Source organism: Conexibacter stalactiti, from assembly GCF_033542075.1.
Taxonomy (GTDB): domain Bacteria; phylum Actinomycetota; class Thermoleophilia; order Solirubrobacterales; family Solirubrobacteraceae; genus Conexibacter; species Conexibacter stalactiti.
Map to the genome: position 1 here is coordinate 14,738 of NZ_JAWSTH010000049.1, position 14,386 is coordinate 29,123.

A 14,386-nucleotide genomic window follows, 5' to 3' on the forward strand; every position below is an offset into this window, starting at 1 on the left:
GCGACGGAAGCTCGTTCAGGCCCCCGCGCCGGCCAGGTGCGCCAGCTCGCGCGGCGGGTTGCGGTCGGCCTCCAGCAGCTTTCTGGCGAGCATCCGCAGCGCCGCGACGCGCTCGTACGGGCGCAGCGCGAAGGCGTACTGGAACGACTCCTCGTCGTCGACGATCCCGAGCAGCTCGCGGTAGTCGTCGGCGATCCCGTTCAGCACGCGGCCGAGCAGGTAGGCGTCCAGCTCGCTGGCGCGCCGCTCGGCCTCCTCGGCGCTCTCGCCGGCGGTGGCGTCGGGGCGCGCGCCGCCGGCCGCGGGGTCGACGGGGCGGGCGGCACCGTCGAGGCCGCCGGCGTTGGCGGAGAAGCCCGGCGCCTGCTCGTGGCCGCCGCTCTCCCAGTCGCGCTGGTCGGCGTCGCCTCTGCCCTCGCCGGCGTCGGCCGCGCGTCTGGCCTCCCAGCGCTGTCTGTCCAGCTCCGAGGCGAGCTGGTCGTAGTTCTCCGGCTTCGGCGGCACGTAGCCGACCGCTCTTCTCAGCTCGCCGGTCGTGATCTCGCCGTCGGCCGCCTTCGCGGCCAGCTCGACCGCCTCCTCCTCGTCGACGCGACCGGTCGAGATCGCGCGGCGGACCATGTCGGCGGCGGTGAAGGCGAGGTCGCCGGCCTCGACGCGCTCGGCGATCGCCGGCAGATCGAGCAGCTTCAGCGCGCTGCGCGTCCAGTCGGCCGGCGCGCCGGTGATGCGCGAGACCTCGGCGGCGGTCAGCTCCGGGTCCTCGATCATGATCTGGCGCACGGCGCGCGCGAACATGATCGGCTCGGGCTTTCTCTGGTGGAAGTTCTCGGCGAACTGGAGCGTCAGCGCCTCGCGCCGCGTCATCCCGACGCGCACGTCGAGATCCCACGTGCGCGGCGTCCCCTCGGCCTCGTCGACCAGCCGCATCGCGGCCAGGCGGCGCGCGCCGGCGACCAGCTCGTAGGGGATGTCGGGGTTGCCGGTCTCGCGCACGAGCGGCGGGTGCAGCAGGCCGGTCTCCAGCAGCGAGATCGCCAGCTCCTCGACCTCGGGCAGCGGGCCCTCGCGCATGTTGGTCGAGGTCTGCACCTGGTCGAGCGTGGCGCTCACGCGCCGCTGCGCCTTGCTGGCCGTATCGGCGAGCGGCGTCTTGCGCAGCTGCTGGAGGGCGGCCTGGCGGGAGGCTTCGGCGGCCTCCTGACGCTGCTGCGCCACGGCCTCCTCGGAGTTCTGGAGCGAATCGACGTCTGCCATCGCCGCACAGGGTGCCATGCCGAGCGCGTAACGGCGTCCACCTCGGCGAAAGGTCCGCAAACTGCGAGGTATGCGCTTCTACTACGACTTCAGCTCGCCGTACGCGTATCTCGCCGCCCACCGGATCGGCACGCTGCTGCCGGCGGCGCGCTGGCAGCCGATCGCCTTCGGACCGCTCGTCGTGGAGATCGGCAAGGTGCCGTGGTCGTGGGAGGAGAGCGCGGATCGCACGGCGCGGATGGAGGATTGCGAGCGGCGCGCCGCCGCGCTCGGCCTGCCGTTGCGCTGGCCTCCGGGCTGGCCGAGAGCGACCTATTCGATCGTCGTGCTGCGCGCCGCGCTGATCGCGGAGGAGCGCGGGCGGCTGCGCGAGTTCTCGCTCGCGGCGTTCGACGCGGGGCTCGGCCACGGCCGCGACCTGAGCGACCTCGCCGTCGTGCTGGAGGCCGCCGAGGCGGCCGGGCTCTCGCGCGCGGCCGTCGAGGCCGGCGTCGCGCGGCCGGAGGTGAAGGCCCGCCTGCGCGCCGTCACCGACGCCGCGATCGCGCGCGGCGTCACCGGCGTCCCGACGGTCGACGTCGGCGGGCGGCTGTTCTGGGGCGACGACAGACTGGAAGAGGCCGCGGCGGCGGCGCTCTGACGCGAGCAGTGCAGGTCTACTGCTGCTCTACCGCAGCAGAGTTGCGCTCCTCAGCTTTCGAGCGCTTCTGAGGCTTCCAGCCAGGCGGCTTCCAGGCGATCGCGCTCCTCGGCCAGCGCGGTCTGCTCGTCGCCCAGTTCGCGGAGGGCGCCGTGGTCGGTCGCGGCGCCGGCCATCCGCTCGTGCAGGTCGGCCTCGCGCGCGTCCATTCTCTCCAGCGCCCGCTCCAGCCGCTGGACCTCCTTGCGCATCGCGCGCGCCTCGCCGCCGCCGAGCGAGGGCTTGGCGGCGGGCGCGGCAACGGGTGCGGGCGCGGCGGTGGGTGCTCTCGCCCCGCGCCGCTCGTCCACGTACTGGTCGATCCCGCGCGGCAGGTGGCGGATCGAGCCGTCGGGCGCGAGCGCGTAGACGTTGTCGGTCACGCGCTCGACGAAGTAGCGATCGTGGGAGACGACGACGAGCGTGCCGGGCCAGCCGTCGAGCAGGTCCTCCAGCGCCGTCAGCGTGTCGATGTCGAGATCGTTGGTCGGCTCGTCGAGCAGCAGCACGTTCGGCTCGCCCATCAGCAGCCGCATCAGCTGCAGCCGCCGCCGCTCGCCACCGGACAGGTCTCTGACGAAGGTGCGCGACTTGACGCCGCGGAAGCCGAAGCGGTCGCACAGCTGGCCGGCCGTCAGCTCGACGCCGTCGCCCAGTCTGATCCGGCCGCGCACCTGCTCCAGCGACTCCAGCACGCGCAGGCCGCCGTCCAGCTCGACGGTCTCCTGCGACAGGTGCGCCAGTCTCACCGTCGCGCCGCGCTCGACGACGCCGCTCGACGGTTCCAACTCCCCCGCGAGCAGCTTCACGAGCGTCGTCTTGCCCGAGCCGTTGACGCCGACCAGCGCGACGCGATCGCCGGGCCCGAGGCGCCAGGTCGCGCGCCGCAGCAGCACCTTCTCGCCGTAGGCGACCGACACCTCCTCGGCGTCGAGCACCTTGCCGCCGAGGCGGGCGCTGGCGAATCTCAGCAGCTCGACGCCGTCGCGCGCGTCGGGCTCGTCCGCTATCAGCGCGTTGGCCGCCTCGATGCGGAACTTCGGCTTGGCGGTGCGCGCCGGCGGCCCGCGCCGCAGCCATGCCAGCTCCTTGCGGATCAGCTGCTGGCGCTTCTCCTCGCGCGTGGCGGCCTGGCGGTCGCGCTCTGCGCGCGCGAGCACGTACGCGGCGTAGCCGCCCTCGTACTGGTGGACGTCGCCGTCGGCGACCTCCCACGTCTGCGTCACGACCGCGTCGAGGAACCAGCGATCGTGGGTGATCACGACCATCGACCCTCTGCGCGCGGCGAGGTGGCGCGCGAGCCAGTCGACCCCCTCGACGTCGAGGTGGTTGGTCGGCTCGTCGAGCAGCAGCAGGTCGGGGTTGTCGAGCAGCAGCTGCGCGAGCGCGATCCGCCGCCGCTCGCCGCCGGAGAGCGGCGCGATCGGCGTGTCGAGCCCCTGCGGGAAGCGTGCCATCGCGACGCCGCCGAGCAGCCCGTCGAGCACCTCGCGGAAGCGCGCGTCGCCGGCCCACTCGTGGTCGGCGCGGCCGCCGACCAGCTCGTCGCGGATCGTCTTGGCGCCGTCCAGCTCGTCGCCCTGGCCGATCACGGCGAGGTCGAGCCCGGTGATGCGCGTCACCGCGCCGCGGTCGGGCTGCTCGGCGCCGGCGATCAGCTTCAGCAGCGTCGACTTGCCGCCGCCGTTGACGCCGACGATCCCGATCCGGTCGCCGGCGTTGATGCCGAGCGTGACGCCGTCGAGCACCGTGCGGCTGGCGTAGCCCTTCTCGACGGACTTGAGGTTGACGAGGTTGCGAGGGGCGGGGGCCATCAGCGGCCCTGCATGTTGACGGGCGCCGGCCGGCGGTGCGGGCAGACTCCCGCGGATGGAGACGATCGAGGGACGGCGGGTGCGGCTGCGCGAGGTGACCGAGGACGATCGCGGCTGGCTGGCCGAGCTGCTCTCGCATCCCGGCGTGGTGCGCTGGTGGGGCGAGTCCGACCCGGGCGAGCTGGTCGAGCGCGAGCCCGGCGAGACGCGCTACGCGATCGAGCCGCGCGACGGCGGCGCGCCGCTGGGCCTGATTCAGAGCTGGGAAGAGGACGATCCGATGTACCGCCACGCGGGGATCGACATCGCGATCCACCCCGACCACCACGGCCGCGGGATCGGCACCGACGCGCTCGTGACGCTCGCGCGGCACCTGTTCGACGCGCGCGGTCACCATCGCATCACGATCGATCCGGCCGCTGACAACGCCGCCGCGATCGCCGTCTACACGCGGGTCGGCTTCAGGGCGGTCGGCGTGATGCGCCGCTACGAGCGCGGCCTCGACGGCACGTGGCACGACGGCCTGCTGATGGACCTGCTCGCGGGGGAGCTGGTCGCGCCTCAGCCCGGCTGACGCAGCGTCGCTCGCGCCGCCGCCAGCACCGCCTCCGTCAGCCGCGTCAGCGACGCCGTCGCCAGCGACCAGCGCTGCCACTGCAGCGGCACGTCGAGCCGTTCGTCGTCCAGCACGACGAGCGCGCCACGCGTGATCCGCTCGCCGAGCTGCAGCTCCGGCACCAGCCCCCAGCCGAAGCCCAGCTCGATCGCGCGCAGGTAGTCCGCGGTGGTCGGGACGAGGTGGCGCGGGGCGGTGATCCCGGCGCCCGTCCGCGCGCGCAGGAAGCGCTCCTGCAGCTCGTCGGCGGCGTCGAAGCAGACGACCGGCGCGCGGCGGAAACCGGTGGCGGGGTCACCGTCGCCGTCGCCGAACCAGCGCGCGGCGAAGGCCGGTGCGGCGACCGGCACGTAGCGCATCGCGCCGAGCGCGCTGGCGACGCAGCCCGCGGCCGGCGCCGTCTCCGTCGTGACGGCGGCGAGCACGGCGCCGCGTCGCAGCAGCTCGGAGGTCTGCGTCTCGTCCTCGCGGCGGACGTGCAGCTCGATCGTGTCGGCCAGCGGTGCGACCGCCGGCAGGAACCAGGTCGCGAGCGAGTCGGCGTTGACGGCGACGGCGAGCAGCGCGCGCCCCTCCTCGGCCTGCTCGCCGGCCAGCTCGCGACCGGCCTCCCGCTCCAGCAGCGCGACCTGCGTCGCCAGCCGCAGCAGCACCTCGCCGGCGGCGGTCAGCGCGATCGGTCGGCTGCGGACGACGAGCACCTGGCCGGCTGCCCGCTCGAGCGCGCGCAGCCGCTGGCTGACCGCCGACGGCGTCAGCCGCAGCGCCTCCGCGGCGCCGTCAAGCGAGCCGGCGGCCGCGATCGCGGCGAGCGCGCGCAGCTGCTGCGAGTCGAACTCCACTGAAGCAACGCTACAGATACCGAAGAAAATGTTGTTGGGCTTCAGCGAAGCGATGCGCGAGCATCACCGCTCGATGTCCTCCTCCGCGGCACTGCTGGCGACCATCGCCGGGCTCACCTTCGGCCTCTCGCTGATCGTCGCGATCGGCGCGCAGAACGCCTTCGTGCTGCGACAGGGCCTGCTGCGCCAGCACCGCACGGTCGTCGTCGTCACCTGCGCCATCTCCGACGTCGCGCTGATCGCGCTCGGGGTCGGCGGTGCCGGCGCGCTGCTGGCCGCCGTCCCGGTGCTCGGCACCGCGGCGCGGATCGGCGGCGCAGCCTTCCTGCTCGCCTACGCGGCGCTGGCGGCACGCCGCGCCTGGCGCGGCGGCGCGGGCGCCGCCGACAACGCGGCCGGCGCCGCGCGCGGCCCGCTTGCCGTGCTCGCGACGACGCTGGCGCTGACCTGGCTCAACCCGCACGTCTACCTCGACACGGTCGTGCTGGCCGGCACCGCCGCCGACGCCCACGGCGACGCGCGCTGGTGTTTCGCCGGCGGGATGGCCTGCGGCAGCGTGCTGTGGTTCGCGACGCTCGGCTACGGCTCCTCGGCGCTGCGGCCGCTGTTCGCGCGGCCGGCCGCCTGGCGCCTGCTCGACGCCGGCATTGCGGCGATCATGCTCGCGCTCGGGCTCAGCCTCGCGCTCGGGGCGGTCTAGGTCCCCCGCCGTGGCGGCGGGGGACCGACCGCCAGCCGCGCTCAGTAGCCCTGCTGGATCAGCGCCGCGACCTTGCCGACGTCGTCGTTGGCCGCGAAGAGGCCCTGCAGGTCGGGGAAGATCGAGTTGGTGACGACGATCGCGAAGGTGAAGCGCCGGCCCCCTCTCGTGTCCATGACCCCGCCGAGCGCCTTGGTCGGCAGCACGAAGCGGCGGTTGAAGCCGTCCCAGTCGCCGAGCGTGCCGGTCTTGGCGAAGACTCTGCCCGCCGCCGGCGTGTTCGCCTGCACTCTCGCGAGCGAGCCGTCGACGCCGAGGATCGGCAGCGTCGCCTGCCACGCGGCGGCGTCGGGGCGTTTGTTCATGATCGCCTGCAGCTGCGCCTGGTTCTCCACCGTGACCAGGTTGCCGGTCAGGCCCGAGCCGTCCTTCAGCACCGCGCCGTCGGTGTCCAGCCCCGCCGCGGCCCAGATCTGCTGCGCCTTCGCGAGGCCGTCGTCGCAGTCGCTGCTGCCGGCAGCGACCGCGAGGCGGCAGATCAGCAGCTGCCCGCCGCGGTTGTAGCTGACCTTCAGCACGTAGGTCGCCTCTTCGCGCAGCGGCAGCGACCGCAGCCGCGCGACCGTGCGCAGCCGCTCGGTCGCCGCTCTGCTCGGCAGCAGCCGCTCCGGGTTGGCGGCGACCGGGTCGGCGCCGACCTTCACGCCGGCCCGTCCGAGCGCCTCGACGAACGCCGTGCGAGCGAACCGCGCGGGGTCCTCGAACGCATAGGTGTTGACGACCGGCCCGCTGTTCGCCGTGATCGTCCCCGACAGCACGACGAGGCCGTGGCGCGGCGAGCTGACGGCGATTCTCGTTCTCCCGTCCGCGGCGACCGTTCTGACCTCGCTGATCACCCTCCACGGCGCGACCTTCGGCCGCATCATCGTCTGCGTCGCGATCTGCCCGACCCGTCCCGGCTTCGTGACGAAGTCGATCAGGTTCTCGTTGATCGCGATCGGGGTGACGGGACCGTTCTCGAGGTGGGAGGTCTCCCACAGCCGGTCGTCGACGATCACGTTGCCTGAGACCCGTCGGATCCCGGATCTGCGCACCTGCCGCGCGAGCCGGTCCAGTCCCCGCAGCGGGTTGCCGGAGGTGAGCGTCGCGCCGGGGATCTCGTTGGCGTCGTTGTGATCGAGGTTGGCGAAGTCGACGGTGCCGTCCGCATTGGTGCGGCCGTCCATCGTCATGTCGCCCTTGCCGACCAGGATCAAGTTGCCGCGCAGCGTCCCACGGGTCAGCCTCCCGCTGCGCTTGACCGGCGTCGTCACGCGGCTCTCCGGCCCGAACTGCAGCCATGCCGCGCCCGCGCTGTACGTCTTGACCACCGACGCGGGCTGCACCATCAGGTCGGAGTTCAGCGAGATCACCGACGCGCCGGTGGCGGCGTCGCGGACCGCGATGTTCCAGCTCGAGTGGCCGTAGGCGGGCTGGTTCATCACGGGCAGTGCCTCAGCCGGCAGGCCCGGCACCGGCCCGATCGGCGCGGCGTCGGCCGCGGGTGCGGCGATGCACGCCAGCGCGATCGCCGCGCCTGCTCCGGTCAGTCGTCTCATGCTGCTCCTCGTCGTCTTCATCGTCGTCACGGCGTCGGCCGCGCTATCTCAGCCAGTAGCACGCGCTCCGCTCTCTGTCCTCGGTGCCGAACCAGGTGCGGTGTCTGGCCGCCGCCATGAAGGCGCCCGGATCCATGGCGAGTCTCTCGGCGCCGAAGATCAGCTCGAGCAGCTCGTTCGACGGCGGCGTGCCGTGCCCGGTCGAGATGCCGGGCGGACGCGACATCACGAACGTGTCATACGCGTTCACTCTGCCTGCCGGATCGAGCTCCTGCAGCAGGGAGGTGGAAGCGCTCTCCTCGTAGTCCATCCACGGCCGGTACCCGTTGCAGGCGTAGTTCCGGACGTCCGGCGCCGTGCTGCGGGGCCAGTCGTTGAGTCTGCCGACGCGCGTCAGTGCCATCACGGGGAAGCCGAGCGGCAGCAGCTTCTGGTAGGCGAGGCGCTGGACGCCGCGGTCGATCTGCGCTCTGTTGCGCGACATGTCTCTCCCGCTGAGCGCCAGGTAGGAGTATCTCGCCGGGCAGTCGAGGCAGCTTCCGTATCTGCCGACGATCGCGAGCTTCGCGTAGTCGCCGACGATCACGTCGCCCATCCGGTCGATCGTCACCTTCGCCTGCTCGGCTCTGTCGACCAGCGCCTTGCCGAGCGCGTTCGCGTGCACCCGCATCTCGCCCTCGCTGGGGCCGCCGCTCTTCGTCGAGCCGTACGCCCACATGCCGATGTCGAGCAGGCCGCCGAGGACGCCGGTGACCTCCTCGGTCGCCGGTCCGAGCAGCTCGAGCACCTGCGCGGTCAGCTCGAGCCACGACAGCGTCACCTCGTCGTCGGGGTTCTCGGCGTCCTCGAGCACTCGGTCGGCGACCGTCTGCGCCGTCACCCACTGGCTCAGCTGGCCTTCGGAGAACGGCTGCTGCAGCTTCGAGAGGTAGGAGCGGACGTTGCCGACCAGGCCGAGCTCCAGCACGAGCTGGTCGCGCGCCTCGACGAACTCTCTCGCGCTGAAGCGGTCGTTCGCTCTGTACGCGGTGTTCGTGACGTCGCGGATCAGCGCGTTGGTGTCGGACTCCGTGAAGCTCTGCGTCCAGTAGGCGGTGCGCGGGTCGGAGCCGAGCCGCGGCAGCGTGCCGCCGATGTAGGCGATCGCGGCGGCGTGTCTGGGGTCCGACAATGGCCACTCCCCCGCCGGCTCCTGCATCACGAGCGAGGCGAGCGCGGTCGGGTCGGCGGAGGGTCTGCTCGTCGCGGAGACCTCGGCCGGCCGGAAGCGCGACTCGCGGTCGGGCCGCAAGATGCCGCTGAGCGCGGGCGCGGGGCCGGCGCCGTCGACGTTCGCCGCGACCTCCGCGGCCTTGCCCTCGCCGGCGTCCTTCCAGCCGACGAGCGTGTAGGTCGAGCCCCCGCTGGCGGCCGGGCCGGTCGTGCGGGCGATCCGGTTGAGGGCGTTGCGGGTGCCGCCGAAGCGCGCGATCGTGTCCGCGAGCGCCGTCATCGTCGCTCTGTCGATCTCCCCGATCGGCGGCAGGTAGCCGGCGCCGTCGCGCGTGCTGACGGCCTGGATGGTCACGACGTTGCCGTCCTCGACCGCCGCGAGGTTTCTGACCATGCTCTGGGCCTCGGCGCTCTGCTGCGCGGCGCTCAGGCCGGGCCGGCCGGTCTGGTAGACGATCCCGTCGCCGCCGCGGGCGGGATCGAGCGTCTTCCAGTCCTGCACGCGCACGCGGAAGCCGACCGACCCGGCGCAGGAGGCGCCAGGGCCGCAGGGCGAGTCCGGCGCGACGTATCTGAAGGGGACGCGCTCGCTCGGGACGAAGCCGTAATTGAGGTACTGGTCAGGGCTGAGGTAGCCCTGCATCCGCCCGTACGTCGCGATCCGGCCGGTGTCCATCGAGAACGGCACGACGCTGACGTCGGCCTCGCCGGGCTCCATCTTCGGCACCCCGACGCCCGAGAACGACCCTGGGCGGACCGGCAGCTTGCCCGCCGGGAAGCCGATACCCGCGAGCCCCTGGTCGATGCCATCGAAGTCGCCGCTCGTCGACGCGTCGCCCGCCTGCAGCGAGACGATCACGAGCTGCTCGTCGTCGTGCAGCGCCTTCAGCTCGGGGATCGCCCGCTGGCTGCTGTCATAGGCCTTGTTCGAGATCGGGCTCAGCGTGTCGCGGTCGAGCACAACCACCTGCAGCGCCGGAACGGCGGTGCTCTGCGGCGCGCCCTGCGCGTCGCGCAGCCGGTAGGTCGTCTCCCCGACGCGGATGCCGCGCCCCGCGCCCGTCAAGGCCGCCATCGTGTCGACCGGCACCAGCGGCGAGCGCGGGACGGCGGTCAGCGTCACCTCGTCGGACGATCTCGCGGCCCCGCTCCCGCTCGTCAGCCGCAGCGTGTATCTGCCCGGGACGACGGGCCGGAAGCTCGCCGCGAGGCCGGCGGGCGAGGCCAGCAGCGGCGGCGTCAGCGCCGTGAGCGGCAGCCCGTTCGCGAGGTTGCGCTGCGCGCTGCGCGCGCCCCTGCGGGGCTGCGCCGCGCGCGTCCGCCGCACGCCAGGGCCGGCGACGACGCGCCAGCGGGCGGAGGGGCGGCTCGCGCGCGGCAGCCCGTGCGTGCGGCCGACCATCGATGCCGTCGCCCCGACCGCGACACGCCGGTTGCGACCGGCGCCTGTGAGCACCTGTCTCGTGCGGACCGTGAAGCGGACCGTCGCCCGCTGCGGCGGCTGGCCGGAGCGCACGACCGTCACGTGCAGCACGTTGCGGCCGCGGCGCAGCCCGTGGCTGACCGACGTCACGAGCGTGCGCACGCCGCCCCGGCTCGCGCCGAAGTCAGCACCGACCGCGACGCCGTTGAGGCGGACCCGCAGCGCACCCGGAGCGTCGCCCGCGCGGACGCGGATGCGGACGCGGTGGGCCCGCACGACCCCGCCCGGCCGCGGTGAGACCACCGGTGCGGCCGCGCGCCGGGCTCTCGCGGCGGCGGCAGCGGCGGCCGGCCCTTCGGCCGCGACTGCCGGGGCGGTCGCTCCGAGCGACGACGCGGCGGTCAACGCGACCAGCGTCGGAAGAAGAGACGAACCTCGGCGCATCGGTGACCTCGGGAACTCGGAGCCGCTCACGTGGCGGAGCGCGAACGGTCAGCCTCCAAGAGCGCTGAAACCGCAACAAGGGACCTAGGTCCCTTTTCCGGTACCCGCCCGATGCGCGACCGTCTGCGGACGCGGATCGCCGCGCTGCCCGCCCAGTTCCCGAGGAGTCCGCATGGCCCGCTTCATCCGTTCGACCGCGCCCAGGCGCATCGCGTGCGCCGCCGCGGTGGCGTTGCCGCTGCTCGTCCCCGCGGTCGGGCAGGCGCGGACGACGGACGCCGACGTCCAGCGCGGCCTCAGACGGCTCGTGGCGGCCAGAGGCGGTGCTCCCGGCGCGGTTGCGACGCTCTACCGCGACGGGCGCCTGACCGTGCTGCGCGCCGGCCGCGCCGACGTCAGACGACGGGGCGCGCCGACGGCGAACCAGCACATGCGGATCGCCAGCATCGCGAAGGCGTTCAGCGGCGCTGTCGCGCTGCACCTCGTGCAGGAGGGCCGCCTCAGCCTCGACGACACGCTCGGCCAGCGGCTCCCGAGCGCGCCGGCGGCGTGGTCGGCGGTGACGATCCGCCAGCTGCTCAACCACACGAGCGGCATCCCGGACTACACGAAGTCGGACGGCTTCGCCGAGTCCGCGACGAGAGACCTGCGGGCGTACGTCTCGCCGCAGCAGATCGTCGGCTTCGTGCGCAGAGAGCCGCTCGCCTTCGCGCCGGGCTCGCGCTACGAGTACTCGAACACCGACAACATCCTGATCGGCCTGATCGCCGAGGCGGTCGCCTCGACGCCGTATCCGACGCTGCTGCAGCAGATCGTCTTCGGTCCCGCCGGCCTGACGCGGACGAGCTTCCCGACCAGACGGCTGTCGCTGCCGGCGCCGTTCATCCACGGCTACGTCGTGTCGCCCGGGGAGGCCCCGCAGGACGTGACCTCCGCGATCAGCCCGAGCGGCGCCTGGGCCTCAGGCGCGATCGTCTCGACGCCGCGCGACCTCTCCGCCTTCATCCGCGCCGACCTCGGCCGCAGGTTCTTCGGCGCCGCCGAGCAGGAGCAGCAGCTGAGCTTCGTGCGCGGCTCCTCGGATCCGCCCGGCCCCGGCACCAACGCCGCCGGCCTCGCGCTCTTCCGCTACACGACCCGCTGCGGCGTCGTCTACGGCCACACCGGCAGCTTCCCGGGCTACGCGCAGTGGGCTGCCGCGACCGCCGACGGTTCGGCCTCGGTCACGACCACGCTGAACATCCCGCCGCCGAAGGGCGCGCTGCTGCGGCAGCTGCGCTCGGTGCAGGCCGACGCGGTCTGCGCGCTGCTCGGCCGCTGAGCGGGCCGGTCCGGCACGCCGCGCGAGCGGCGTGTCAGCGCACCGGGAACCGTCGCATGGACGCTCGTCTGCCGCGGTGACAGTTCTGGCAGGATTGTCGCATCCGCGTCCCCTGGGCTCCGACTGCGTCGTCCCCGTCGCCCGCCACCTCACGTAGCGGGTCGCTGCCCTACGCGCTGTGGTTGATCGGGTTGGGCGCGGTCTGCGTCGCGGGCACGGAGTTCGCGCTGATCCTGCACCAGGGCGGCCAGTACGCCTTCATCTCGTCGTTCTTCCCGGTGCTCGGGCTGGTGTACGTCACGACCGGCCTGGTGGCATGGGCGCGCCGGCCGAGCAGCCGCCTGGGGCTGCTGCTCGTGGTCGCCGGCGGCTTCGCGCTGCTGGCGGAGGTCACCGCCGTCGACGCGCCCGTGCCGGTGGCCGTCGGCATGATCGTCGGGACGGTCGTCCTCGCGGTGATCGTGCAGCTGCTGCTGAGCTTCCCGACCGGCCGGCTGCACACCACGACCGAGCGCGTCGTGGTCCTCGCGGCCTACTTCGTCTCCCTGCCGCTGCAAGCACCGCTGTACCTGTTCGCCGCGGGCAACCCGCTCTCGCTCGCGGACCGCCCGGACCTCGCCGACGCCGGTCTGCAGGTGCAGCGCATCGCAGGCGCGATCGTCATCCTCGCGACCGCCGCGCTGCTGATCGGGCGGATGCGACGGGCCCGCCCGGAGCAGCGCCGCGTGCTCGTCCCGCTCTCCGTCTACGGCATCTTCGCGCTGCTCGTCGTCCCGGTCAGCAGCGCGCTGGAGCACAGCGTCTTCGAGGGCGACCCGGTGCAGCGCACGATCCTGCAGCTGGTCAGCCTCGGCCTCGTGCCGATCGTCTTCCTGATCGCTTCCTCGCGCGGCGGCTTCGACCGCACCAGCGACCTCGCGGAGCTCGGCGTCTGGCTCGGCTCCGACGAGGCCGGGCGGCCTGAGCTGCGCGCGGCGCTGGCGACGACGCTCGGCGACCCGTCCGTCCAGGTCCTCTTCCGGGTCCACGGCGAGGAGGCGCTCGTCGACGACCTCGGCTTCCCCGTCGCCCTCCCGGCGCACGCGAACGGTCGCGGGACGGTCGACGTCGAGCTGGGTGGGCGCGCGGTCGGCGCGATCACCTACGACGCGATGCTGGTCGACCGGCCCGAGGAGATCCGCGAGGCCGGCCGGATCGTCGCGATCGCGCTCGACCGGCAGCGGCTGACCGTCGAGCTGCGCGCCTCACGCGCGCGCATCGCCGCCACCGCCGACGGCGAGCGGCGCCGGATCGCCCGCGACCTCCACGACGGCCTGCAGGCGCGGCTGGTCCTGCTCGCGGTGCAGGCAGCGGGCAGGGGCGACCAGGCGACGCTGCGGGCCGGCATCCAGTCGGCGATCGAGGAGCTGCGCGAGCTGGTCAACGGCGTGATGCCGGCGCAGCTCACCGAGCGCGGGCTCGCGGCAGCGGTCGAGGACCTGCGCGACCGCCTCCCGATGCCGATCGAGCTGCACGTCGCCGGGCTCGAGCAGCGCCTGCGGCTCGACGTCGAGAGCGCGGCCTACTTCGTCCTCTCCGAGGCGATCTCCAACGCGCTCAAGCACGCCGGCCCCGCGGCGCTGACGGTGTCGCTGGAGCGGACGGGCGGCCAGCTCGTGCTCGCGGTCGCCGACGACGGCGCCGGCGGCGCCCGCGCCCGCGCAGGCAGCGGGATCCGCGGGATGGCCGACCGCGTCGAGGCGCTCGGCGGCGAGCTGTACGTCGACAGCGTGCCGGGCCGCGGGACGCGCGTGCGGGCGGTGATCCCATGCGCGTCGTGATCGGCGAGGACCAGGTCCTGATGCGCGAGGGACTGCGGCTCGTGCTGGAGGGCGCGGGGTTCACGATCGAAGCGCTCGCCGAGGATGCGCGAGATCTCGTGCGGCGTGTGATCGGGCTCAGACCCGACCTCGTCATCGCGGACATCCGCATGCCGCCCGATCTCACCGACGACGGGCTCCGCGCGGTCCTGGAGCTGCGCGGCGAGCGGCCGGGGCTGCCGGTGATGGTGCTCTCCCAGCACGTCCAGCGCCGCTACGCCGTCGAGCTGCTGAGACACGACGACCGCGGCGTCGGCTACCTGCTGAAGGAGCGGATCGCCGACCTGGAGACCTTCATCGCCGACCTGCACCGCGTCCTCGACGGCGGGACGGTGCTCGACCCCGTCGTCGTGGCCGCGATGATGGACCGCCCGCGCCCGGGCGATCCGCTGGCCGGTCTCACAGGCCGCCAACGCGAGGTGCTCGCGCTGATGGCGGAGGGGCGCAGCAACGCGGCGATCGCCGCGCGGCTCCACGTCACCGAGAAGTCGGTCGTCCGGCACGTCTCGCTCGTCTACAACGCGCTCGGCATCGACCAGAGCAGCGAGGATCACCGGCGCGTGCTCGCCGTCGTCCGCTACCTCTCGCGCTGACACGCGAACAGGGACCCAGGTCCCTTGT

General features: G+C 73.5%; 11 protein-coding genes. 6 read left to right on the forward strand and 5 right to left on the reverse strand.

The genetic code is table 11. The features are described from left to right. Positions 1-15: 15 nt before the first annotated feature. Positions 16-1,257, reverse strand: a complete 1,242-nt coding sequence (locus R7226_RS17720) for a ParB/RepB/Spo0J family partition protein (RefSeq protein ID WP_318598569.1) — start codon at positions 1,255-1,257, stop codon at positions 16-18. A gap of 70 nt (positions 1,258-1,327) precedes the next feature. Between R7226_RS17720 and R7226_RS17725 the strand changes: the two genes are divergently transcribed. After that, positions 1,328-1,897, forward strand: coding sequence for a 2-hydroxychromene-2-carboxylate isomerase (locus tag R7226_RS17725; protein WP_318598570.1), 570 nt, complete (start codon positions 1,328-1,330; stop codon positions 1,895-1,897). Positions 1,898-1,947: 50 nt separating this feature from the next. On the opposite strand, the gene R7226_RS17730 is transcribed toward R7226_RS17725, so the two are convergent. Then, positions 1,948-3,750: an ABC-F family ATP-binding cassette domain-containing protein gene (locus R7226_RS17730; protein WP_318598571.1), complete on the reverse strand. Its 1,803-nt coding sequence runs from the start codon at positions 3,748-3,750 to the stop codon at positions 1,948-1,950. A gap of 55 nt (positions 3,751-3,805) precedes the next feature. Between R7226_RS17730 and R7226_RS17735 the strand changes: the two genes are divergently transcribed. Continuing rightward, positions 3,806-4,324, forward strand: coding sequence for a GNAT family N-acetyltransferase (locus R7226_RS17735; RefSeq protein ID WP_318598572.1), 519 nt, complete (start codon positions 3,806-3,808; stop codon positions 4,322-4,324). Here R7226_RS17735 and R7226_RS17740 read toward each other — a convergent pair. After that, the gene (locus tag R7226_RS17740) at positions 4,312-5,208 is read right to left on the reverse strand and encodes an ArgP/LysG family DNA-binding transcriptional regulator (protein WP_318598573.1); all 897 of its coding nucleotides are present in this window, start codon (positions 5,206-5,208) and stop codon (positions 4,312-4,314) included. The genes R7226_RS17735 and R7226_RS17740 overlap by 13 nt on opposite strands. Positions 5,209-5,281: 73 nt before the next feature. Here R7226_RS17740 and R7226_RS17745 point away from each other — a divergent pair, with 73 nt between their 5' ends. After that, positions 5,282-5,908 carry a LysE/ArgO family amino acid transporter gene (locus tag R7226_RS17745; RefSeq protein ID WP_318598574.1) on the forward strand — a complete coding sequence of 209 codons (627 nt, stop codon included), beginning with the start codon at positions 5,282-5,284 and terminating at the stop codon, positions 5,906-5,908. A gap of 41 nt (positions 5,909-5,949) precedes the next feature. On the opposite strand, the gene dacB is transcribed toward R7226_RS17745, so the two are convergent. Together dacB and R7226_RS17755 are read right to left on the reverse strand one after the other, a co-directional pair. Further along, entirely contained in the window at positions 5,950-7,506 is a 1,557-nt protein-coding gene (dacB, locus tag R7226_RS17750; RefSeq protein WP_318598575.1) for a D-alanyl-D-alanine carboxypeptidase/D-alanyl-D-alanine endopeptidase, read from the reverse strand. A 43-nt stretch (positions 7,507-7,549) separates the two neighbouring features. Then, positions 7,550-10,546 (reverse strand): hypothetical protein, encoded by a 2,997-nt coding sequence (locus R7226_RS17755; protein WP_318598576.1) that lies wholly within the window; start codon positions 10,544-10,546, stop codon positions 7,550-7,552. A gap of 211 nt (positions 10,547-10,757) precedes the next feature. On the opposite strand from R7226_RS17755, the gene R7226_RS17760 reads away from it, so the two are divergent. The 3 genes from R7226_RS17760 to R7226_RS17770 all read left to right on the forward strand — a co-directional run bounded on the left by R7226_RS17760 (position 10,758) and on the right by R7226_RS17770 (position 14,358). Next, positions 10,758-11,906, forward strand: coding sequence for a serine hydrolase domain-containing protein (locus R7226_RS17760; RefSeq protein WP_318598577.1), 1,149 nt, complete (start codon positions 10,758-10,760; stop codon positions 11,904-11,906). A gap of 182 nt (positions 11,907-12,088) precedes the next feature. Further along, a complete protein-coding gene (locus tag R7226_RS17765) occupies positions 12,089-13,726 on the forward strand; it encodes a sensor histidine kinase (protein ID WP_318598578.1) in 1,638 nt (545 codons plus the stop codon). Continuing rightward, complete coding sequence (locus R7226_RS17770) at positions 13,714-14,358, forward strand: response regulator transcription factor (RefSeq protein WP_318598579.1); 645 nt, start codon at positions 13,714-13,716, stop codon at positions 14,356-14,358. The genes R7226_RS17765 and R7226_RS17770 overlap by 13 nt, the downstream gene beginning before the upstream one ends. The last annotated feature ends 28 nt before the right edge of the window (positions 14,359-14,386 follow it).